The sequence below is a fragment of the Arcicella sp. GW821-FHT09D11 genome (assembly GCF_059416265.1).
On record NZ_JBWKOV010000003.1, the window covers coordinates 395,759 to 418,562 of the forward strand.

24 protein-coding genes are annotated in these 22,804 nt (G+C 35.8%); 7 read left to right on the plus strand and 17 right to left on the minus strand.

What is annotated here, in order from left to right; all coding sequences use genetic code 11:
* Window positions 1-32: 32 nt before the first annotated feature.
* Window positions 33-752 carry a MotA/TolQ/ExbB proton channel family protein gene (locus tag AC07N0_RS11820; RefSeq protein WP_309920246.1) on the minus strand — a complete coding sequence of 240 codons (720 nt, stop codon included), beginning with the start codon at window positions 750-752 and terminating at the stop codon, window positions 33-35.
* Window positions 753-986: 234 nt separating this feature from the next.
* Window positions 987-1,922, minus strand: a complete 936-nt coding sequence (locus AC07N0_RS11825; protein WP_494589326.1) for a Ppx/GppA phosphatase family protein — start codon at window positions 1,920-1,922, stop codon at window positions 987-989.
* A gap of 76 nt (window positions 1,923-1,998) precedes the next feature.
* Between AC07N0_RS11825 and AC07N0_RS11830 the strand changes: the two genes are divergently transcribed.
* Window positions 1,999-3,027, plus strand: a complete 1,029-nt coding sequence (locus AC07N0_RS11830; RefSeq protein WP_494589327.1) for an SDR family NAD(P)-dependent oxidoreductase — start codon at window positions 1,999-2,001, stop codon at window positions 3,025-3,027.
* 257 nt (window positions 3,028-3,284) lie between these two features.
* Complete coding sequence (locus AC07N0_RS11835; RefSeq protein ID WP_309994609.1) at window positions 3,285-4,688, plus strand: tetratricopeptide repeat protein; 1,404 nt, start codon at window positions 3,285-3,287, stop codon at window positions 4,686-4,688.
* Window positions 4,689-4,758: 70 nt separating this feature from the next.
* Here AC07N0_RS11835 and AC07N0_RS11840 read toward each other — a convergent pair whose 3' ends face one another.
* The 6 genes from AC07N0_RS11840 to sufC form a co-directional block, all read right to left on the minus strand.
* On the minus strand, window positions 4,759-5,175 hold the full coding sequence (locus tag AC07N0_RS11840) for a BrxA/BrxB family bacilliredoxin (RefSeq protein WP_309920256.1): 417 nt from the start codon (window positions 5,173-5,175) through the stop codon (window positions 4,759-4,761).
* Between the two features lie 142 nt (window positions 5,176-5,317).
* The gene (locus AC07N0_RS11845; protein ID WP_309920258.1) at window positions 5,318-5,629 is read right to left on the minus strand and encodes a DUF59 domain-containing protein; all 312 of its coding nucleotides are present in this window, start codon (window positions 5,627-5,629) and stop codon (window positions 5,318-5,320) included.
* A gap of 47 nt (window positions 5,630-5,676) precedes the next feature.
* A complete protein-coding gene (locus AC07N0_RS11850; RefSeq protein ID WP_494589328.1) occupies window positions 5,677-6,096 on the minus strand; it encodes a SufE family protein in 420 nt (139 codons plus the stop codon).
* A gap of 46 nt (window positions 6,097-6,142) precedes the next feature.
* Window positions 6,143-7,375 (minus strand): SufS family cysteine desulfurase, encoded by a 1,233-nt coding sequence (locus AC07N0_RS11855; protein WP_494589329.1) that lies wholly within the window; start codon window positions 7,373-7,375, stop codon window positions 6,143-6,145.
* Window positions 7,376-7,467: 92 nt separating this feature from the next.
* On the minus strand, window positions 7,468-8,784 hold the full coding sequence (gene sufD, locus AC07N0_RS11860) for a Fe-S cluster assembly protein SufD (protein WP_494589330.1): 1,317 nt from the start codon (window positions 8,782-8,784) through the stop codon (window positions 7,468-7,470).
* A gap of 61 nt (window positions 8,785-8,845) precedes the next feature.
* A complete protein-coding gene (gene sufC, locus AC07N0_RS11865) occupies window positions 8,846-9,622 on the minus strand; it encodes a Fe-S cluster assembly ATPase SufC (RefSeq protein ID WP_309920269.1) in 777 nt (258 codons plus the stop codon).
* 402 nt (window positions 9,623-10,024) lie between these two features.
* Here sufC and AC07N0_RS11870 point away from each other — a divergent pair, with 402 nt between their 5' ends.
* The 4 genes from AC07N0_RS11870 to AC07N0_RS11885 all read left to right on the plus strand — a co-directional run bounded on the left by AC07N0_RS11870 (window position 10,025) and on the right by AC07N0_RS11885 (window position 14,017).
* Window positions 10,025-11,470 carry an arginine deiminase family protein gene (locus AC07N0_RS11870; RefSeq protein WP_494589331.1) on the plus strand — a complete coding sequence of 482 codons (1,446 nt, stop codon included), beginning with the start codon at window positions 10,025-10,027 and terminating at the stop codon, window positions 11,468-11,470.
* Between the two features lie 12 nt (window positions 11,471-11,482).
* The gene (gene ctlX / locus AC07N0_RS11875; protein WP_494589332.1) at window positions 11,483-12,412 is read left to right on the plus strand and encodes a citrulline utilization hydrolase CtlX; all 930 of its coding nucleotides are present in this window, start codon (window positions 11,483-11,485) and stop codon (window positions 12,410-12,412) included.
* A gap of 107 nt (window positions 12,413-12,519) precedes the next feature.
* On the plus strand, window positions 12,520-12,846 hold the full coding sequence (locus AC07N0_RS11880) for a HesB/IscA family protein (protein ID WP_184131079.1): 327 nt from the start codon (window positions 12,520-12,522) through the stop codon (window positions 12,844-12,846).
* Between the two features lie 166 nt (window positions 12,847-13,012).
* Entirely contained in the window at window positions 13,013-14,017 is a 1,005-nt protein-coding gene (locus AC07N0_RS11885) for a beta-ketoacyl-ACP synthase III (protein ID WP_494589333.1), read from the plus strand.
* Between the two features lie 38 nt (window positions 14,018-14,055).
* Here the strand turns inward: AC07N0_RS11885 and AC07N0_RS11890 are convergent, their stop codons facing one another.
* From AC07N0_RS11890 to AC07N0_RS11905, 4 genes are all read right to left on the minus strand, one after another.
* Complete coding sequence (locus AC07N0_RS11890; RefSeq protein ID WP_492799940.1) at window positions 14,056-15,036, minus strand: UDP-glucuronic acid decarboxylase family protein; 981 nt, start codon at window positions 15,034-15,036, stop codon at window positions 14,056-14,058.
* A gap of 101 nt (window positions 15,037-15,137) precedes the next feature.
* A complete protein-coding gene (locus tag AC07N0_RS11895) occupies window positions 15,138-16,451 on the minus strand; it encodes a UDP-glucose dehydrogenase family protein (protein WP_494589334.1) in 1,314 nt (437 codons plus the stop codon).
* 103 nt (window positions 16,452-16,554) lie between these two features.
* Complete coding sequence (gene pafA, locus AC07N0_RS11900; RefSeq protein ID WP_494589335.1) at window positions 16,555-18,207, minus strand: alkaline phosphatase PafA; 1,653 nt, start codon at window positions 18,205-18,207, stop codon at window positions 16,555-16,557.
* 65 nt (window positions 18,208-18,272) lie between these two features.
* Complete coding sequence (locus AC07N0_RS11905) at window positions 18,273-18,716, minus strand: type I restriction enzyme HsdR N-terminal domain-containing protein (RefSeq protein ID WP_494589336.1); 444 nt, start codon at window positions 18,714-18,716, stop codon at window positions 18,273-18,275.
* A gap of 99 nt (window positions 18,717-18,815) precedes the next feature.
* On the opposite strand from AC07N0_RS11905, the gene AC07N0_RS11910 reads away from it, so the two are divergent.
* The gene (locus AC07N0_RS11910; RefSeq protein WP_492799944.1) at window positions 18,816-19,589 is read left to right on the plus strand and encodes an AMP nucleosidase; all 774 of its coding nucleotides are present in this window, start codon (window positions 18,816-18,818) and stop codon (window positions 19,587-19,589) included.
* 125 nt (window positions 19,590-19,714) lie between these two features.
* Here the strand turns inward: AC07N0_RS11910 and AC07N0_RS11915 are convergent, their stop codons facing one another.
* The 5 genes from AC07N0_RS11915 to AC07N0_RS11935 form a co-directional block, all read right to left on the minus strand.
* Window positions 19,715-20,737: a quinone oxidoreductase family protein gene (locus AC07N0_RS11915; RefSeq protein WP_494589337.1), complete on the minus strand. Its 1,023-nt coding sequence runs from the start codon at window positions 20,735-20,737 to the stop codon at window positions 19,715-19,717.
* 429 nt (window positions 20,738-21,166) lie between these two features.
* The gene (locus AC07N0_RS11920) at window positions 21,167-21,388 is read right to left on the minus strand and encodes a hypothetical protein (RefSeq protein WP_492799946.1); all 222 of its coding nucleotides are present in this window, start codon (window positions 21,386-21,388) and stop codon (window positions 21,167-21,169) included.
* Window positions 21,389-21,404: 16 nt separating this feature from the next.
* Window positions 21,405-21,818 (minus strand): DUF1801 domain-containing protein, encoded by a 414-nt coding sequence (locus AC07N0_RS11925; RefSeq protein ID WP_494589338.1) that lies wholly within the window; start codon window positions 21,816-21,818, stop codon window positions 21,405-21,407.
* A gap of 76 nt (window positions 21,819-21,894) precedes the next feature.
* Window positions 21,895-22,278 carry an iron chaperone gene (locus AC07N0_RS11930; protein WP_492799948.1) on the minus strand — a complete coding sequence of 128 codons (384 nt, stop codon included), beginning with the start codon at window positions 22,276-22,278 and terminating at the stop codon, window positions 21,895-21,897.
* A complete protein-coding gene (locus tag AC07N0_RS11935) occupies window positions 22,265-22,801 on the minus strand; it encodes an SRPBCC family protein (RefSeq protein ID WP_494589339.1) in 537 nt (178 codons plus the stop codon). Before AC07N0_RS11935 ends, AC07N0_RS11930 begins: the two co-directional genes overlap by 14 nt.
* Window positions 22,802-22,804: the final 3 nt, after the last annotated feature.

Sequence of the window (22,804 nt, forward strand, 5' to 3'; positions counted from 1 at the left end):
AATGCTTAATTTTTGCAATCAGCCATTAAAAATTATTTAGTTGATGCTGGTTTATGCAAAATGTCTAAGAAATCAATCGCTGTAACTTCCATTTTATTCACAGCACGATCAATCATCGTAGTAAGAATGGTATAGAAAAAGTAAGCGATAATACCCACCATCAAACCTGTTGCCGAAGTAACCATTTTCTCGTAAATACCACTTGCAATCGTGCTAATGTCAATTTTGTTGGCTACTGAAATATTATGGAAAGTACGAATCATCCCTGAAACAGTACCTAAGAAACCAAACATAGGAGCGATTTTAGCAATGGCTGAAAGAAAACCAAGGTTTTTTTCCATGTTATAAATCTCTACTCTTGCCGTATTTTCAATGGCTGTTTCTATATCACGAATAGGCGAGCCTAAACGGTTCAATCCTTTTTCTAATAATCTTGCAATTGGGAATTGTGAGTTTTTACAATAAGCAATAGCCCCTTGTACATTGCCTACATACAACATTTCGCGGATTGAAAACAAAAAGTTATTATCAAGCTTGGCAGTTTTACGGATATAGAAATATCTTTCCAAAAATAAAAATAAGGCAATAGCAAACAATATAAAAATTGGAATCATTACCCAACCTCCTTTTTCCAAGAGGTTCAAAATATTCATTTCTTGGTCAGCTTTTGTCGCTCCATTAGCAAGCGAAGTAGTTACAGAGTCTGGAGAAATAACGTTAGTTTGTAATAGGATACTTAGAAAGATCTGCATAGCTTTTACGGATTACGAAGAGTCAAGTTTAAAATTTGAGCTTGAATCGTTGAAAAAAAATGTTGGAGATTAATTAATTTTTAACAAGTTTAACGAAAAAAAATGATTTATGTGATATGCCTTATCTGAAAATTATTGGCTGTTCGATAGCTTATAAAAACCTAAAATTCTCAGTATTAAAACATTATACAACTGTATATTAGCTGGTAGCTGTCTCAGATTTTTTCTTTAAAATTAGTGAAGTGCAAGCTGTTTGCTCAGTATTCCCTCCTTTAACGCAAAGTTCGATACTTTTATTTGATGAATATCATAACGTTTTAATACAAACTCTATCAAACAAACTGCCACGACAATCATATCTACGCGAAGCTCAATCATTCCAGGCAGCGCCAATCTTTCGGCATGATTAGCCGAAACTATTTTCAAGAATGAATCGTAAAATTCGGCAATAGGCAATTCAAAAGAAACCTGTTCTGGGGGTGGCAAATGCCCAAAGGTCTTCATAAAATATAAGTCAACGAGGGTTTCAAACGACCCTGCTGAACCAATGACACAAATCGGAGCGTATTGATGCACAGCATTGGTTAATGGCAATAATTTTTCTTCTAAATATTGCTTCAATAATTGTACTGAACGCGGTGTAATAGGGTCTGAAAGGAAAAACTTATCCATCAATCTTTGTCCGCCTATTTCAAAACTCTGTTTCCAAAAAACTCTATCATGGTTACAGATAATAAATTCAACCGAACCGCCGCCAATATCCATAATCAAGGAAGTTTCCTTCCCAATTTGAGTCCCTAACTTTACTCCTTCATAAATCAAGGCGGCCTCTTCTTCTCCAGAAATCACATTGATGCTGATGCCAGTTTCTGTAAATATTTCTTTACAAAATTCATCTCCATTCCTAGCATTACGAACTGCGCTAGTAGCCGTAGCAAAAATATTTTCAGTCGTTACTTCTTCATGTGTTAGTTTTTCTTGAAAGTACTTTAGCGCTACGATGGCTCTTTCAATACCTTCTGGTGTAATGATACCTGATGAAATACCTCCTAATCCAATTTTAGCAGCATAACTATCTTCATGTATTTTTTGGTATGAACTGCCTTCTTGGGCTACAATCAGTAGCTGAAAAGTATTTGTCCCTAAATCTATAAACGCTTTCTTTTTCACTTTGTAATTGATTCTGATGATTTGGATTTACCTTTGTAACACAAATGTACATGAATGTTTTTATGTTAAAATTATTGTGATTCAAGAACCTAAAAATATCCTAATCACTGGCATTACTGGCTTGGTGGGTAGTTTTGTAGCTAAGCGATTCTTAGAAGCTGGCTATCAAGTAATTGGCTTAAAAAGAAGTACAAGCGACTTATCACTCATCAAAGAAATAGCTTCTAAAATCACTTGGAAAGATGGTGATATTTTGGATGTAATGTTTTTGGATGAATTAATGCGAGAGGTTGATTTGGTTGTACACGCGGCGGCTATTGTATCTTTTGCACCCAAAGACCGCGACATTATGTTTAAAACCAATATTGAAGGTACGGCCAATATTGTGAATAGTTGTATTACGCATGGTGTAGCAAAAATATGTTTCGTTAGTTCAGTAGCAGCTTTAGGCAGAAAAATACCCGTTGAAGCGAAGCATGAGTCTATCATCACGATTGATGAAAAAGCAACTTGGGAAGAAAGTCCGCTGAATTCTAATTATGCTAAATCTAAATACTTGGCTGAGATGGAAGTCTGGCGTGGTTTTTCGGAAGGTTTGGCATCAGTGATTGTAAATCCTTCACTGATTTTAGGAGAAGCCGACTGGGGTAAAAGTAGTACGCAATTATTCAAATATGCGCATGAGGAACATTCTTTTTATCCTAAAGGTACCCTCAATTACGTAGATATCGTAGATGTAACAGAAAGTATTTTTCAGTTAATGACTTCAGATGTTTCTGGAGAAAGGTTTATTTTAAACAGTGGTTATGTTTCCTACAAAGATTTCTTTGAAAAAGTAGCCACATTACTCAATAAAAAGCCTCCTAGAAAGTTAATAAGTAAATTTTTAACTGCTATTATTTGGCGGGTAGAAGCTGTAAGAAGCTATTTTACAGGAAAGGCTCCGTTAATTACGAAAGAAACGGTTTTGACGTCAAGTCATCACTTTTATTATGCCAATGATAAAGTAAAAAATCAATTAGGTTTGAAATTCAATGACTTGGATGAAACCTTAAACCGTATTTGTTTTGTTTTAAAAGCTAAATACATAGATAATACTAAATAGTTGTTTAATTAATAGTGTAGTAACAATGCTAGAAAGTATCATAAAAATGTTTTATAAAAAGCTAAATTTATCCTAGGATACGTGCTGGCTAAATATTGAAACTGAGATGAATGTTACTATTTCAATTTTGGTAAATTAAAAGTTTTTTTATTATCTTAGCAATAAAGAGAGTTTGGCATAACCTAAAACATTTATCAATAATGTTGATAAATATTTTTCCAGCCACTGATAAACATCACCTCACCCCCTGCAATCAAATGATGGAACAAGATTTTGAAGACCGCCAAGAAGAGACACTGCATTCAGTGAGGCGTTTTGAGTCTATGCTCAAACGTAGGGAGAATTCTTTCTTTGACCTTGATACTTACGAGCAAATCGTAGAGCATTATATGGAAGAAGGTAAGATAGAAGATGCCATGCAAGCCTGTGACATTGCCCTTGAACAATATCCATATTCCTTAGAATTGATGCTCTGTAAGGCAGAATTACTAGCCAACCAAGGCAAGCATGATGAAGCCTTGGAAGTAGTAACGCAAGCTGAGATTTTCAATCCTTCGGATAGCGATACCATTTACCTGAAGAGTACTATTTATAACCTGAAAGGTGATTACCAAACTGCCATAGAACTCTTAACTGAGATTTTGGACATTGCCGAAGAGCGAGACGAAGTATATTTCCATATCGGCTTGGCTTATCAAAGTTGGGGCAAACACCATAATGCTGTAGCTGCTTTTAAGCAAGCTATTGAAGCCAACATCAAGAATGAAAATGCGCTATATGAACTAGCCAATAGTTTGGACGAGATTGGTAAATTAGAAGAATCGCTACCTTACTATCAGCAGTTTATTGATACAGATCCATTCTCTGAAAATGCTTGGTACAATATCGGAATCGCTTATTCTAAGCTTGCAAAGTTTGAAGAAGCAGCCGATGCTTATGAATATGCTATTGCAATCAATGACAAATTTTCATCTGCTTATTTCAATCTAGGAAATTCGTACATGAATTTGAGCAATTGGCAAAAAGCAGAAGAGAATTATCGTTATTGTCTGGAACACGAAGACATCAGTCCCGAAGTGTATTGTTGCTTAGGGGCTAGTATTGAACGTCAAGAACGATTTTCAGAAGCCATACACTATTACAAATATGCTATCCAGCTTGATGCTGAATGGGATGATGGGTATTTTGGTGTAGGCATTTGCTTGTGCGAGATGAAGAGATGGATAGAGGCTATTCATTTTATCAAAAAAGCATTGAGCCTTGATGACCAAAACGCTTATTACTGGTTAGCTTTGGCTGATGCTGAAACAAACTTAGGGAATATCACTTCTGGCATGGAAGCCTATCAAAAATCAGCTGAATTAGAGCCTATTAATCCAGAAGCATGGATTAAATGGTCGGCATTGGTTCATGAACAAGGTGATTTTGATTTAGCGGCTGAACTAATGGTATCTGCTATTGATATTATGCCCGAAGAAGCCGAATTGTATTATAGAGCATCCATCTATTTAATTAAGGCCGGAAAATATCAAGAAGCCTTTAATTATTTAGAAACAGCTTTGGTACTTAGCTATGAAGGGCATGAATTAATGTTTGAATATTTCAAAAGTTTAGAAACGCAAAAAACAATATTCAGGATTATTGAGCAATACAAAAAATAAACAGCTAATCAACAAAAAAGCAGGCTTTCAATAGTTGAAAGCCTGCTTTTTTGTTGGAAAGTATCTGATACTATGCACAAAATTCGTCAAAAACCATTTCCAAATGTCCTGCAATCATTTCAGCTGAACGACCTTCGATGTGATGACGTTCTACAAAATGAACCAATTCGCCATCTTTAAACAATGCTACTGATGGAGAAGATGGAGGATAAGGTAAATGATACTCACGAACTTTTTGAGTTGCTTCTTGGTCAACACCTGCAAAAACAGTCACTAAATGTTCTGGTTTTTTAGCAGAGTTCCAAACAGCTTCTTTTACACCTGGACGAGCAGTACGAGCTGAACAACCACAAACTGAATTGATAAACACCAAAGTCGTTCCTTTTTCAGCCAATACTTGATCAACTTCTGTAGCTGATTTTAATTCTGTGAATCCTCCTTCAACGATGTCAGCACGCATTGGAGCTACTAAATGTTCTGGGTACATAATATAAAGTTTGAAAATTTGAAAAATAGTCAATTTGAAAATTGTCCTTCAAAGAAACACTTCAAATATGATTTTGTCTTGTAATAAAAATATATACCTAATGATTGTTAATCATTAGTGGGCAATCTGATTCAAAACACAATTACATAAAACCGAGTTCCAATTTGGCCGACTCAGACATCATGTCTTGTGAATATGGGGGGTCAAAAGTTAATTCAACACTTACATCTGTTACCCCTTCAATCTCACGAATTTTCTGCTCGATTTCAACAGGAATCGCTTCAGCCGATGGGCATGAAGGTGATGTTAAAGTCATCAAAATATAAATATTGTTTACTGGAAAAATTTTAATATCGTAAATCAATCCTAGTTCATATACATCCACAGGAATTTCTGGGTCATATACGCCCTTTAATGCTCTGATTACCTCTTCTTTTAAATCTACTTCCGACATGATTTCTATCAATGATTATGAATTTCTACTATTTATTTTCTGAAAAACTAAGCCTTCAATCCGTAGGCAATAGCATAATTTTTCATTTGCTTTACCATTGAAGCCAACCCATTTGAACGGGTTTGAGCTAAATGCGAAGTCATTCCAATTTTATCAATAAAATACAAATTAGCAGCAGTAATTTCTTCGGGAGTATGGCCAGATAATACTCTGATTAACATATTCACCAACCCTTTTACGATAATTGCTTCAGAATCTGCTTCAAACAATAATTTATTATCTTCAAGTTTAGCATTCAGCCAAACCCTACTTTGGCAACCCTTGATGATATTATCTTCTGTTTTTTGCTCTTCTGGCAAACCTTTTAACTTTTTACCCAAATCAATGATGTATTCGTATTTATCTGCCCAATCGTCAAAAAGTGCAAACTCATCAATGATTTCTTCTTGTGTTTCGTTGATAGTCATAAATTATTTTGAATAATTTGTAAATCAGCTAATCCTCGTTTACAAACTACAATAACATTTTCTTTACTCGATGAATACCTGCCACTAGTCTATCAATCTCCTCTATCGTGTTATAAACGGCAAAAGAGGCTCTTGAAGTTCCAAGTAAATTAAATCTTTGCATCAAAGGTTGTGTACAGTGATGTCCCGTTCTTACGGCTATTCCTTGGTTATCAAGCAATACACCGATGTCTTGGTGATGTATTCCATCAATCACAAAACTCAATACAGATACTTTTTTCTTAGCTTGACCAATGATTCTCAATCCTTCAATCTCAGATAATTGCTCAGTAGCATAGCTCAACAGCATATCTTCATGTGCGGCGATGTTCTCTCTTCCAAGCGCATTAGCATATTCTAATGCTGTTTTTAACGCTACTACATCCGCAATATTAGGCGTACCAGCTTCAAACTTATAAGGCAATTCGTTATAAGTAGTTTTTTCGAAGGTAACGTCTTTTATCATTTCACCACCACCCATGTATGGAGGCATAGCATTCAAGAGTTCTTTTTTGCCATATAAAGCGCCCATACCAGTTGGCCCGTATAATTTATGCGCTGAAAACGCATAAAAATCAGCATCCAAATCTTGCATATCTATGTTAAAATGTGAAGTAGCCTGAGCGCCATCAATTAATACTTTAGCACCATATTCATGGGCTAAAGCAATAATTTCTTTTACAGGATTGATTGTTCCCAATGAATTAGACACATGGTTTACCGCTACTAATTTTACTTTCTCAGAAAGTAAGTTTTCATAGGCTTCCATATCCAATTCACCTTGTTCAGTCACAGGAATTACTTTTAGCGTTATTCCTTTTTCTTCACAAAGCATCTGCCAAGGCACAATGTTGGAATGATGTTCCATGCCCGACACAATAATTTCATCGCCTTCTTTGATAAATTTCCTACCAAAAGTACTTGCTACCAAATTGATTCCTTGGGTAGTACCAGACGTAAAAATAATCTCTTCGGTAGAAGACGCACCCAAAAATTCACGAACGGCTTCTCTAGAAGCTTCAAAGTCACGCGTGGCTCTTTCCGCCAGTGTGTGAATTCCTCTGTGAATATTGGCATTATCAAAATTATAATAATGAGCAATGGCATCAATAACGGCTGTTGGCTTTTGCGTAGTAGCGGCGTTATCAAAATAAACCAATTTTTTTCCGTTAATTTCTTGTTCAAGAATAGGGAAATCAGCTCTTATTTTTTGTATATCTAAAATATCGGTCGTTATCATGGTTTCAATGGTGCTTTTTTTGCTTTAGCAAATCATCTTTCTAGCATTTTACATCAACAAGGTTGTCGTAAAATACTGCTCTACTGCGTATATTATCCCTGATAAATCTTATCAATAATCAATTCCTGTAAATACTCTTTAATCGCAGGAATTTGCATTTTATCAATCACTTCCTGAGCAAAAGCCAACATCAATAATGCTCTTGCTGAATCTTTTGAAATACCACGTGCTTGCATATAGAACAAAGCATCTTCGTTCAATTGACCAGTGGTAGTACCATGTGAACATTTTACATCATCAGCCCAGATTTCCAATTGTGGCTTAGTATTCATCGAAGCATTTTCAGACATCAATACGTTTTTACAAGATTGAAAAGCGTTTGTTTTCTGTGCGTCTTCTCGAACAAATATTTTACCATTGAAAACGCCCACTGAATTGTCTTTCAAAATACCTTTATACAATTCGTGCGATTCTGAATTTGGCTTAGCGTGGTCTACAACAGTATGATTATCAATATGCTGTTTTTTGTTTGGAATGTATAAGCCAAACATATTTGCTTCAGCGTATTCACCATCAATTTTAATATTCAAGTTATTACGTACAAAACCACCATTGGCAGTTACTGTATTGGCTGTAAAAACTGATTTACCGGCTTGAAGTACCGATGTAGTACCGATGTGATAAGCTTTATCAGATTCGTTCTGAACTTTGTAGTAATGAACGTTTGCTTCTTCTTCTACCACAAATTCAGTTACAGCATTTGTAAACGAAGAATTATCACCCAATGAACGATAAGCCTCTGCAATTTGTACTTGTGAACGTTTGCCAACAACAATCAAATTTCTTGGTTGTGATGCTACATTTACATTGCGAGCATCAGCAATGAATCTTAAAATGACTGGTTGTTCTACTACTTTATTAGCAGGAACATGCACAAAAATTCCGTTGTGAGCAAAGGCAGTATTCAATGCCGTGAAAGCATTGCTTGCTGAGTCAGAATATTTATTAAAATACTGTTCTACTAATGCAGGCTCTTGTTTAACAGCTTCTGCAAAAGTTAAAATTTGTAATTCTGAACTTGGACTTACAATTGACGAAAGTTCGGCATTGTAAACACCATTTACAAAATAAAGTATATTACCTTCAAGATTAGGAATAGAAGAATCCGCTACATCTTGCGCTGAAAAATCAGAAGGAGCATTAAATTCAAACACTTGGTTAATCAAGTTTTTGACATTAGAATACTTCCATTCTTCGTGTTTTATCGTCGGAAAACCCAAGGTTTCAAACGTTTTCAAAGCTTCTTGACGAACTTGATGAACAGGAGATTTTGCTTCTCCATTCATGCGTCCTTCAATAGTCTGAAAGTCTGAAATCAATTGAGCCTTTAATGAATCTTTATTATCCATGTTAATAATTGATATTGATGCAGTATCAGTTGCCCAATACGCAATAAAAATCTCTACTCAATTAAGCGATTGTTTCACCCAATTCTTCAGCATCTACTTCTGCCTTAATCCAGTCGTAACCTCTTTCTTCTAGTTCTAAAGCTAATTCTTTAGTACCAGACTTCACGATACGTCCTTTGTATAATACGTGAACAAAATCAGGAACGATATAATCTAACAAACGCTGATAGTGTGTAACTACGATAACAGCATTGTCTGGAGATTTCAATTTGTTTACTCCTTCTGCTACGATACGAAGTGCATCAATATCAAGTCCTGAATCTGTTTCATCCAAAATGGCTAATTTAGGTTCAAGTACCGCCATTTGGAAAATTTCATTTTTCTTTTTCTCACCACCTGAAAAACCTTCGTTCAAAGCACGGTTCAACAAAGATTGGTCAATATTTACATAAGCCATTTTCTGTTTGAACATCTTTAAAAACTGCACGGCATCCATTGGTTCTTCACCACGATATTTACGAATTTCGTTAACAGCCGTTTTCAAAAAGTTGGTTGTTGAAACCCCAGGGATTTCAACTGGATATTGGAAAGCCAAGAAAACACCTTCTGCTGCACGTTCTTCAGCTGCTAATTCTAATAAATCTGTTCCGTTAAAATCTACGCTTCCAGCAGTTACTTCGTAATCTTCGCGTCCTGCTAATACTGAAGCTAAAGTACTTTTACCAGAACCGTTTGGTCCCATGATTGCGTGTACTTCTCCCGCTTTAACTTCAAGATTAATTCCTCTGAGGATTTGCTTTTCCCCAATTTTCGCCTGTAAATTGTCTATTTTGAGCATTTTATCTATTAATTTCTAAACCTTGATTGATGGGATACAATTGTTTAGTTAGTTGAATAATTCCTAAATGGAGAAATCAAACACAATTTTCCCAATCACGATACAAAATTAAATATTGTATTTTTTAAATACTACACTTTATTTAGAACAACTCTAAGTAATTGAAAAAAGTTTGGTTAATACTATATTTTTAGCCTCTTATTAAGAATAAAATCTCAAGATGAACTTTAAAATCAAGATGAAGGCTTCAAAACCCATATTATTTTCTAAAAAAATTATTGATTAAAAACAGGGTTTAAATTCAATAGGGTATGTTTTCAAAATTACCTTTCAAAACAGGCTTGACATTGCTGAAAAATTATAAGTACTTGCGAGAAATCAGATTTTATTAATCATTTTTTTATGGAAAATCTCATCCAAGTTTCTTCTGAAGTAGGCACACTTAGGCGATTGCTCATTCATAGTCCAGACAGCGGTTTAGGGAAAGTTGTCCCTTCAAAAGCACAAGACTGGCTTTTTGAAGACATTGTGCATTTAGATACGATGCGTCGTCAGGAATATGATTTTTATGTAAAAACCCTCCTCTATTTTCTTGACCCTGATAAAATCAAAGGAAAGTTAGCTACTATTGATGCAGATAAAGACCGTAATTTCTTCAAACCCGACCATCCCGATTATTTCAATTCAGATAAAGTAATAGAACTTCAAAAATTATTATCGGATATTTTAGAGGACAATTTAGTAAGGATGAAACTGGTAGCGGCGGCCTGTGCGATAGAGAAAGAATGGTATAGTACGCATGATGAGCTTTACAACCTCCCTCCTATCGAATTAGCAAAAACGTTGATTTCGGGTAGTACGCCATCTGGAGAAATGCTTTTCCCACCTATTCCTAATTTTATTTTTACACGTGATATTGGCATTACCATCAACAATCATATTTTACTGAATCGTCCTAAAAAACAAGCGCGTACCCGCGAGGCCTTACTGGTTCAATATATCTTTTTCAATCATCCTATTTTTGAAAATGTTCGTAAAAATCTTATCGAAATACCCGATAACGAAACGCTTTTCTTGTTACCAGAATACGAAGCCAACGAAGCCCAAACGACGCTAGAAGGTGGCGATGTAATGATGGTCGCAAAAAACCATTTATTGATTGGTATCTCAGAAAGAACGACTGTAAATGCAGCCAAACAAGTCATTAAAATTCTGTTTGAAAAGAAAATAGTAGATAAAATCACGTTGGTAAAGATTCCGAACAAACGTGATTATATGCACATTGATACGGTTTTTACGCAAGTAAAACGCAATATGTGGGTATTGTTGGGTTCGTTGGCAAAACCACAACTTCAAGCAGAAGATGAGGTGTTGATTAAAGCAGGTTTACTACCCTCAAAAAAAGCTGAACAAGTACATATTGTTCAGTTCCGTCGTGGAGAGGCACATGAACCTCGTGAAATAGCTAGCTTAGAGGAATTATTAACCGAAATTTCTATTTACGACCTTGGTGTTCAGCCATTAGATGTGAAGTTTATCTATTCTGGTAATAATGAATTTCCTTTTGGTGCCCGAGAACAATGGACAGACTCTTGTAATTTACTTGCTGTGAAAGAAGGGGTAGTCATTGGCTATGATAGGAATGATAAAACCCTTGAGGCTTTCAGAGAAATGGGGTTTGAAACCATCAAAATGGAGGATTTATTAAATGATTTTGAATCAGGAAAGCGTTTGCCCGAAACGGTTCAAAATACCTTTATTATGCTTCCATCGGCTGAGTTATCTAGAGCAAGGGGTGGCTCGCATTGTATGTCGATGCCTATTTTAAGAAGTGAACTATCATCGTAAATTTATTAAGCCATGCAAAATCAGACTACTGCTCATATTTTAATGATTCGTCCTGTTCGTTTTGGTTTTAATGAACAAACTGCCACATCCAATGCTTTTCAAAACCAAGCTTTTGGCAAAGAAACACAAGCAACTTCACAAGCAATTGCCCTGAAAGAATTTGACGAAATGGTGGCACAGCTCCGAAAAGCTGGTGTAGATATCATTGTTGTGGAGGATACCACAACCCCGCATACGCCTGATTCTATTTTTCCTAATAATTGGATTTCATTTCATAGCGACGGTACGGTTATTTTGTATCCCATGCAGGCTGAAAACAGGCGTTTAGAACGCAGAGACGATATTATTGATAGCCTTCAAGAGAAATTTTATGTAAACAAAAGAATCGATTTATCTTCTTTTGAAGAGGACGATAAATTCTTAGAGGGAACAGGTTCAATGGTACTCGACCGCAAGAATAAGATTGCTTATGCCTGTATTTCACCGAGAACCAATCAGGATGTATTATCAGAATTTAGTGTTAAAACGAATTATCAAGTAGTAGCTTTTGAAGCAGTAGATGGAAATGGAAAACAGATTTATCATACCAATGTATTGATGTGCGTAGGCGATATGTTTTCGGTGGTGTGTTTAGATGCTGTCAAAAATTTAGATGAACGACTTACTTTACGAAATGCCTTGGAGCAACATGGTAAAAGAATCATAGAAATATCGTTGGAACAGATGAACAACTTCGCTGGTAATATGTTGGAAATAAGGAGCGTACAAGGTGATAAAATCTTAGTAATGTCTGACGCAGCTTATTATTCATTAACGCCTAAGCAAATTGCTACACTCGAAGATTACACCACCATTCACCATTTTGACTTATCGATGATAGAAGGAAATGGCGGAGGGTCTGCTCGTTGTATGATGGCAGAAGTACATTTGCCTTTGAAATAAATTGTATTTTATCTCAATATTGGATTCAATACAGCATGCTTTCTATGAACTTTCCGATTAACTTTGCCGTTATAAAGATTAAAATAGGATATAATTTTCATAAAGATATGGTAACCATCACAGAAATAGCAGCCAACAAAATCATAGAATTGCGTCAGAAAGAAGGACTTACGAGCGACTTTAACGTTAGAGTTGCTGTGGAAGGCGGAGGGTGTTCTGGATTAATGTATAATCTTGATTTTGCATCTCAACCACAAACAACTGATATGGTGTTTGAAGACAAAGGAGTAAAAATTATGGTTGATAAAAAATCGATTTTATACTTAGCAGGTACAGAACTTGACTTTTCAGACGGCTTGAACGGTAAAGGTTTTCAATTCAAAAACCCGAATGCTACCCGTACTTGTGGATGTGGCGAAAGTTTTTCAGTATAATTCTTGTTTAGACTTTTATAACAGAGTGTCATTTAAGGAAAACTTAGGTGACACTTTTTTGTTGGGCATCATATTTGCTTTTATTAAAACATCAATTCATTTTCTGGAAATAATCTAACATTTTCACGAAAATTCATAATTTTGCCTTGCATTTAAAAATTTGTTTATGATTTACTCAAGAATCGTAGGTATCGGACATTACGTACCTGAAAATATTATCAGCAATCAATATTTAGAAACTTTAATGGATACTTCCGACGCTTGGATTACCGAACGTACTGGCATTAAAGAACGTAGATATTTTACAGCTGGCAAAGATACCAATGCTTCAATGGCCACTGAAGCGGCCAAAATAGCCATAGAACGGGCTGGAATTACGCCAGAAGAGATTGATTTTATCGTGTATGCTACCATCACGCCCGATTATTATTTCCCAGGCCCTGGATTTGTGATGCAAAGAGAATTAGGGATACAAAGTGTGGGGGTATTAGATATACGCGACCAATGTTCTGGTTTTATTTATGCCTTATCGACTGCTGATCAATTCATTCGCTCGGGGATGTATAAAAACATCTTAGTGATTGGTGCTGAGGTACAATCTACTTTCTTGAACCCAACTAACGAAGGCAGAGGTGTGGCAGTAATTTTTGGTGATGGAGCGGGTGCGGTAGTATTACAAGCCACAGAGGATGAAAACCATAGAATACTTTCAACGCATTTACACGCTGATGGCAGATATGCCGAGGATTTATATGTAAAAGAACCAAGCAGTAGTAGCAGTGGTGGCAGATTCTTTGACAATCTAATAAATGATAAAAACTCAGGTGATGTTATCATGAACGGCAATGCTGTTTTCAAGCACGCCATTGTGCGTTTTCCAGAAGTAATTCGTGAGGCCTTAGATAAAAACGGACTTCAACCAAACGAGATAGATTTATTAGTACCGCATCAAGCTAATTTAAGAATTTCAGAATACGTCCGTCAACAGATGGGTCTTTCGGAAGATAAAGTAATGAACAATATCCAAAAATATGGCAATACTACGGCAGCTTCTATTCCAATAGCCCTTTGCGAGGCATGGGAAACTGGGCGAGTAAAGGATGGAGACTTAATTTGTCTGGCTGCCTTTGGTAGTGGCTTTACTTGGGGTTCAGCTTTAATCAGATGGTAATAAAAAGCCTCAAACTAACGTTTGAGGCTTTTTTATGTTTATTTCTTTTCGAATTCTCTGTGATTTGCCATTTTGAATAAATCCTCTTTAGATAAAGATTTGAAATATTCATAGGTAATCTTCAAGCCCTCTGAACGACTCACTTTTGGTTCCCAACCTAAGATAGCCTTTGCTTTTGTAATATCTGGTTTACGTTGCTTAGGGTCATCAGTTGGTAATGGTAACGAGATTAATTTCTGTTCAGTACCTGTCAATTTGATGATTTCTTCACCAAATTCTTTGATAGTGATTTCATCAGGATTACCGATGTTTACTGGCTGTGCATAACTGCTTAGCAACAAACGGTAAATTCCTTCTACTAAATCATCTACGTAACAGAATGCTCTAGTTTGCGAACCATCTCCAAACATTGTCAAATCTTCTCCTCTTAAAGCTTGTCCAATGAATGCAGGCAATACACGTCCATCATTCAGACGCATTCTTGGCCCATAAGTATTGAATATACGTACAATTCTGGTTTCTAAACCATGAAAAGTATGGTATGCCATCGTCATTGCTTCTTGGAAACGCTTAGCTTCGTCATAAACACCACGAGGGCCTACTGGATTCACATTTCCCCAGTATTCTTCTGGTTGTGGGTGAACTGTAGGGTCGCCGTATACTTCAGAAGTAGAAGCAATCAAGACTCTTGCATTCTTTACTCTGGCTAATCCTAAACAATTATGAATACCCAATGAACCAACCTTTAATGTTTGGATAGGGATTTTCAAATAGTCAATCGGAGAGGCTGGAGAAGCAAAGTGAAGGATATAATCTAATTCACCCGGAACATGGATAAATTTAGAAACATCATGGTGATAAAATTCAAAATTCGGCAATTTGAACAAGTGCTCGATATTCTTCAAATCACCTGTAATCAAATTATCCATGGCTATTACATGGAATCCTTCTTTGATAAATCTATCACAAAGGTGTGAACCCAAAAACCCTGCTCCACCTGTTATTAATACTCGTTTCATATTTTTATATAGTTAGTGATTTGTGAATTAGTGATTGAGTGATTTTATACAAAGCATTAATTTTCTAAAAAATCACTCAATCACAACTCACTCAATCACAATTATTTTACTGTATCTCTACCAATTGAATAGTAAGTATATCCTAATTCTTTCATCTGGTCTAATTCATACAAATTACGACCATCGAAGATTACTTTATCCTTCAACAACACTTCCATAATCTCAAATTCTGGCGTACGGAACTGTGGCCATTCTGTCATAATCAATAACGCATCTACATCTTTGATCGCTTCATAAGGACCTTTGGTGTAAGTAATCGTATCACCAATTACTCCCTTCACGTTCTCCATTGCTTCTGGGTCAAAAGCTTTGATAATGGCTCCTTCTGCTAACAATTCTTTGATGTTGTATAAAGCTGGTGCTTCACGAATATCATCAGTATATGGTTTAAAGGCTAAGCCCCACATCCCAAATACTTTTCCTTTCAAATCTCCACCAAAATGTGCTTTGATATGCGGTATCAACCTTGTCTTTTGGTCTTCATTTACGGTCATTACGGCTTTTAAGATTTGGAAGTCATAACCCGAGTCTTTTGAAGTTTTCTCTAAAGCCTGAACATCTTTAGGAAAACAGCTTCCGCCATAACCAATTCCTGCGAATAAGAAACGCTTACCAATTCTTGAATCCGTACCGATTCCTCTACGAATATCATCTACGTTTGCTCCTACCATTTCGCATAGGTTAGCAATTTCGTTCATAAACGTAATCTTAGTTGCCAAGAATGCATTAGCTGCATATTTAGTCATCTCTGCTGAACGTTCGTCCATGAAAATAACAGGGTTACCTTGGCGTACTAACGGAGCATATAATTTTGTCATTACTGCTTTAGCCTTTTCTGAACTCGTACCGATTACTACACGGTCGGGTTTCATAAAGTCTTCTACAGCAACACCTTCACGTAAGAATTCTGGATTTGATACTACATCAAACAAATCTACTGAAGCATTTTTAGCAATAGCAGCATGTACTTTCTCTGCTGTTCCTACAGGTACTGTACTTTTATCAATTACAACTACGTATTGGTCTAAAATCGGACCTAAATCATTAGCAACTTTTAAAATGTACTTTAAATCGGCAGAACCATCTTCACCTGGAGGTGTTGGTAATGCTAAGAAAATCACTTTGGCATCTTTGATTCCTTCGGCTAAATCAGTCGTGAATTTCAAACGACCTTCTGCTGTATTCCTATTAAACAAAACATCAAGACCTGGCTCATAAATAGGAATGATACCATTTTTCATCTTTTCAATTTTCTTTGCATCTATGTCTACGCAAACAACCTGATTTCCTGTCTCTGCAAAACAAGTGCCTGTTACTAAGCCTACATATCCAGTTCCGACTACTGCTATCTTCATACGTTTTTGTATTTTTTATTTAGATTGGTAATTTAGTTTATTTTCATCAAATTCTACAAACTAAACTAACTAAAAGTGTGCCATTTTTGTTCAAAAACATTTTTTATTGTTTTACACCCAAAATTACACCTCCAACACTGCCATTAGGTTCAAGAATGCTTAGTATATCTGCTACGGTTGGTGCAATATCAGAAATATTGGTTCTTGTAGTGGTTTCTCCAGCCTTTACACCCCAGCCAAAAAACAATAATGGTACGTGTGTATCGTATCGATAAGGGGTGCCGTGTGTCGTGCCTGTTTTATAGCCACTAAACCAACTTGGGTTTAACACGACTGAAATATCACCACTACGTTTGGTATTGTAGCCATTCTTGATGAATTTCAGCTGATAGTCTGGCAATGTGCTATTCCCGATGTTATGGAAGTCAACAACATCAGCTACTTCATCATGCTTCAACAAAGTTTCTCTTACTACTTCATATACTTGTGAAAATGATAATTTCTTTTCGCTTAATAAAGCATGATTCAAATATAATTGAGAATTGTCCTCTGCTTTTATAAAATCGCCTTCGCCAAAAGCCACTTTCAATGCCGCTTTTATTTCAGTTGTTGCTTTTGAACGCTCATATATCCCCGCAGGTAATTTATTGGCTTGCCAAAACCCCGGAATATCTGCTACACCATGATCTGCACTTAAAAATACTAAATAATTGTTCTTACCAAGTGTTTTATCTAAAGTCGTTAAGATTTCAGCAATATCCTTGTCTAATCTCAAATAAGTATCTTCTGCTTCTATCGAATTGGGTCCGAATGAATGCCCTACGTAATCTGTTGACGAAAAACTAACTGTTAAGAAGTCGGTTTTAGCACCTTTCCCTAGGTTTTCGTTTGCTAACGCTGCCAAAGCAAAATCTTTCGTCAGGGTATTTCCAAAAGGCGTTGATCTAAGCACTTCTAATAGATTTACACCTGCTCTACCTACTAATTCATGTGGGAAAACTGGACTAGTTTCACCAGCCAATTTACTTTCAAAAGGCTGATTATCGATTGAACTCTCTGTATATTGTTCAATTGGCAAAAGTGTTTTCCAGCCCTCGGCCATGTATTTTAATGGCATTTTTTTAGCATTAAAATCTTTCGCCCATTGTGGTAAATCATTCATATAGAAGGTAGATGTAATCCATGAACCGTCTTTAGAATCAAACCAATAAGCAGCATTGGCTGTATGTCCAGCTGGTAAGATTGCCCCTCTGTCTTTCAATGAAACACCTATCGTTTTTGATTGATATGCATTGGCAATTTTTAATTGGTCGGTAATGGTTGAAACTAATAAGTTTTTCGGAGACATCAATCCTGCTTTAGAGTCCGCTCCTACTGTTTTTACCGTTGAGTCCTCCACGCAATATACTGTACGATTATATTTTTGGTCATACCATTCATTCCCTACGATACCATCAACTGCTGGAACAGAACCTGTAAAAATAGCTGCATGACCTGCCGCTGTAACGGTCGGAGCATAGTCGTAATGGTTGTTTCGACAGTTAAACCCTTCATTCATTAATCTTTTGAAACCACCCGCAGAATATTTATCATAATAGCGATATAAATAGTCATAACGCATCTGGTCTACTACAATACCTACTACTAATTTGGGTTTTGCTAAAGTTACTGACGTTGTTTGAGTTTTTGGTTTCTGAGCAAAAGAAGCTGTCAGAGCGAAGAAAAGTACAATGGACAAGATATTTTTTGATGCCATGATGAAGGTTTTTTTCACAAAGGTAATGATGTGAATGATGAATGAAATTATAGAAACATGAAATTTTAGACAAATAAGGGTAAATCTTTTAGAAACTCAAGATTCATATTTTCCCAATCTGTTTTACAACAATGATATACCATTCCGTTAGTAATTGTTAAAAACTCTGCTTTTAATACTTGGTTATACTGCGCTACCTGACTAAAAACTTGTTGACTAAGCGGAATATAGGGCGCTTTGCACTCGATAATCATCTTTAATTTACCGTCTCTTCCAAACACTTGGATATCTGTTCGTTTGAGTAACGTATTATATTTTAAAGAACTTTCTAATTTGATTAAACTTTTAGGATACTGATAATGGTTGATTAAGAAATGAACGAAGTGTTGGCGAACCCATTCTTCGGGTGTTAGTATAATATATTTGCGTCTGAGGATATCATATATATAGATTTTTTCATCAACTTTCCTTAATTTGTAATCGTATGATGGGATGTTTAGATTTTCCAAGACCGTTGACTGAGTTTTTATTAAAAAAATAAGGATAATGCAATGCTACAAATAAATTGACTAACCGCTCATTTTTAATCACAAATTAAAACCAAATTTATGAAAACAAAACAAGAAATAGTAGAAAATTGGCTTCCTCGGTATACAGGAATGAAACTGAATGAATTTGGTCAGTATATTTTATTGACTAATTTCAGTAATTATGTAACGATGTTTTCGGAACAATTTTCTGTGGAAATCAGAGGGAAAGATAGACCAATGTTAACTGCTACTGCCAACAACATTACAATCATCAATTTTGGAATGGGTTCACCGATGGCGGCTACCGTGATGGATTTACTTTCAGCGATTGAGCCTAAAGCTGTTTTGTTTTTAGGGAAATGCGGAGGTTTAAAGAAAAACCTTGGCTTGGGAGATTTAATTTTGCCTATCGCTGCTGTGCGTGGAGAGGGAACATCTGACGAATATATGCCTAAAGAAGTGCCCGCTTTGCCATCTTTCCGTTTGCAACGTTCAGTTTCATCGATGATTAAAAAACATGAACTAGATTACTGGACAGGCTTGGTATATACTACCAACAGGCGCGTATGGGAACACGATGAGGCTTTTAAACAGTACCTGACTGATATTCGTGCTATGGCAATTGATATGGAAACCGCTACTATTTTTACGGCTGGTTTTGCCAACAAAATTCCTCATGGAGCATTATTGTTAGTTTCGGATAACCCAATGACGCCAGAAGGTGTAAAAACGGAAGAAAGTGATAAAAAAGTAACTACCAATTTTGTAGAAAAACACTTACAAATTGGCATAGATTCTTTGGTAGAATTAGCAGTCTCTGGCGAATCAGTAAAACATTTGAGATTTGAGTAAAGGTTTGAGTTTTTGCTGTTGATACAGAAAAATTACCTCCACAAGCGTTTAAAACGCTTGCGGAGATTCTTGACTCAAATCCCCTAAATTTGACAGCCTATTTAATATGCTTTTATTGTAGTTGATTAAGCATTCCACTCATTAATCATGACTAATTTCTTTCCTCTAGTTTCATTCCTCTCCATCATTTCATGTCCTTTTTGAACAGTTTCTACACTCAAATTACCTATGATATTAATATCTATGGGTGAAATAATTTTATCGGTTATTTTATTAAAGATTTCATTCAGTGCGTTGCCATAAAATGCCGTATCATTACTATTTCCCGTTAAACTATACGCAAAATTAGCAACATTAATGATGGTAGTGGCTTTGTCAAATAATGTTTCTCTAGCTTGTTCAGTAGCCAAAAATGTCACATCAACGTATACACCATGAACTTTCAAAAGGTTGGCACATACTTCCGACATTTTGCCTCCTACTAAATCGATGCAATACTCAAATTTACCATTAACGCCCTTTGATTGTATTTTTTTTAAAAAATCTGGCTCATGATAATTGATAATATTATCAGGGTTCAGTCCCAATGAGATTAATTGGTTTTTACTATCTTCATTTCCTGCGGTTGTAATCAATTCATTATTCCCATTTGCTAAAAGAAGTTTTATCAATAGCGTACCTACTCCACCCGCACCGCCACTGATAAACACAGGTTTTTCTTTGGGAATATTTGCTCGCTGAAAACATTGCAGGGCTGTCATACTTACCATTGGCAGGGCAGTCGCTTGTGCAAATGACAATAAAGCTGGATTTTTAGCACCCAACTGTTGAGGAATACTGATAAACTCGGCATAAGTACCATTTGAGGCTAAACTGCCAACATAAGCAGTTACACTATCCCCAATGGTAAATCCAGTGACTTCTTCGCCTATTTGGCTAACAATTCCTGATAACTCACGACCTAAGATAGGAGATTTCAGCAATTTACTTTCTGTTGCTCCTTGACGCATCTGATAATCAATTGGATTAAACGCTGTAGCCTTAATCTTTACCAAGATATCATTTGAAGTAACTATTGGGGTATCAACCTCGGATAATTCAAAATTATCAATACTTCCAAAACCTTTTAAAACGATTGCTTTCATCATCCAAAGTCAATATTTTCAATGTAATTTAATAATAGATAGTAGTTAAACGACAATCTTAATTTTGGCGTTCCATGATGATAAAATCGTCAATACATTTTTAAATCAAACATGAGTCATCCCGAATTTTTCTTAAAATAGGAAGTTTAACAAAATAGCCTCATAGAGGCGATATATCGGTAGCTGCATTTGCGGTAAAATGTAAACAAAATTCTCTTCCAAGCCCCATCGGGGCGAAATATTTCGCCCCGATGGGGCTTGGAGGATTAATAGGATGCTTCTTCTACCGATATAGTGTTCCTAACGGAACTATAATCTGTATCCATAAATCAAGAAAGCGGTCAAAAAACTAATTTTGACCGCTTTCTTGTGATTTTAAAATTCGGGATGACTCATGTTTATGATATTAAAGTTCGGTCAGCACGCAAAAGTTTATTCAATACGCTCGCAGTGATGCCCCATATTGCTTAATATCTCTATGATACTGGTTGAACAAAAACTATGTCCTTGAATTCTTAAAATCTTGTCGCAATCGTCAAGGTCAAAATTAATTTTCAGATGAGGAAATGATATATTCAATAAGTTTAATATCTCCTCTGATGCTCGCTGATTGCTCACACTGGTTTTGAATATTTCTATTGAAATGTAGGTCATCCTTAATAAAAGTTTATTAATCAATTTGGTTTAGCCACGCTTTTATGACTGTTTTCAAAGCGTTTTCTTTTGTTTTCACTTCTTCTATGCTTGTGAATTTAGCAATTTTTCTAGTATCAGCAAACTTTCCTTCCAGCAATGCTGATGAATCATTAATCTTTGAACCCGTCGGAAATACTAATAATACACTATCATTTTTATGCAGATTAAACACCACGATATCTCTTTTATATTCCTTAGGATCAAACGGTTGCATTTTTCCCGAATAATAAAAGCTTGGTGAGTTCCATTTTATTTGTTCAGCAATTTCCTTGTCGGTCGACAAAACGATTGTTCTTAATAGTTGAACTACTTCTTTCAAAGGATGTTCAAGTGCCTCAAAATATGCTATTACTAGTTCAGCCTCTGAAAGCTTTGGTCTTTTTGCCATCGTCTTACTTAAAGTTTAGCCCTTGTTGATAGAAGCATTCCGTATCGATTATGCCTGCTATTACAACCCTGTAGACTCATTTCTTCGTTACTTTTTCCAGATTTTCTTTTACCCTGAATTGAACAATTTTAGTAATCAAATCATTAGGCAAAGGTTGGTCAAGGGGAAACTGCACTGCTCCTTTTGAGCTTTTATAACCTGCAATTTCTTCTTGAAAATTGCTAATGCCCGAAGATGCTGGATAAAACCCTATGTGATTTTTATAGCCTGCAAAATGCACTACATTCCCTTTCAAATAAAAAGTAGGCATAGCATAACTAATTTTTTCTGTAGCTTCAGGAGCAGCCATGCTGATTGTTTGGCGGATTTCCCTTAAAAGTGCTTGGGTTTCTTCAGGGAAATCCGCAATGTATTCATCAATGTTGTTTACGGCTTTCATGGATGTTTTATTTACTTTCAAGAATCCTTTTTAAGTTACCAAGACTTATGTCAATATCTTTTTCTAGGTTTTTTTCTATGCCTATTAATAAAAAAATATTCATAGGATATTTCATTTCGCTACTAGCCCCCCACGTTACTTTTGTTTCATTAGCATCTATCGCCTCAGTAATAAAGGGCGTATTAGCAATTGCTTCAAAGGGCTTTTTAAAGCGTACTTCTAAATCCAACCTTTGATTTTCCTCAATACTCGTTATTTCCTGTTCCCCCATTCCCGCTTTTTTGTTCCCTTCCCAAGCATAGATAAAACCAACGGTTCCATCAATTCCAGTAAAGGTTTTTTTCATATTAGGGTCTGTCATTACCCATTTACTGAAAAAGTCTTGGTTTTTTATATGCCTCAAGTAATAAAATACTTCGTCGATGGGTCTATTAATAACAATGGTTCTACTTATGGCATAACCCTTTTTAGTAAATAAGCCGATAATCAACAATAAAGCGATGAAGCCAAAAATGATATACAGAATAATAAACAATATGCTCATGGG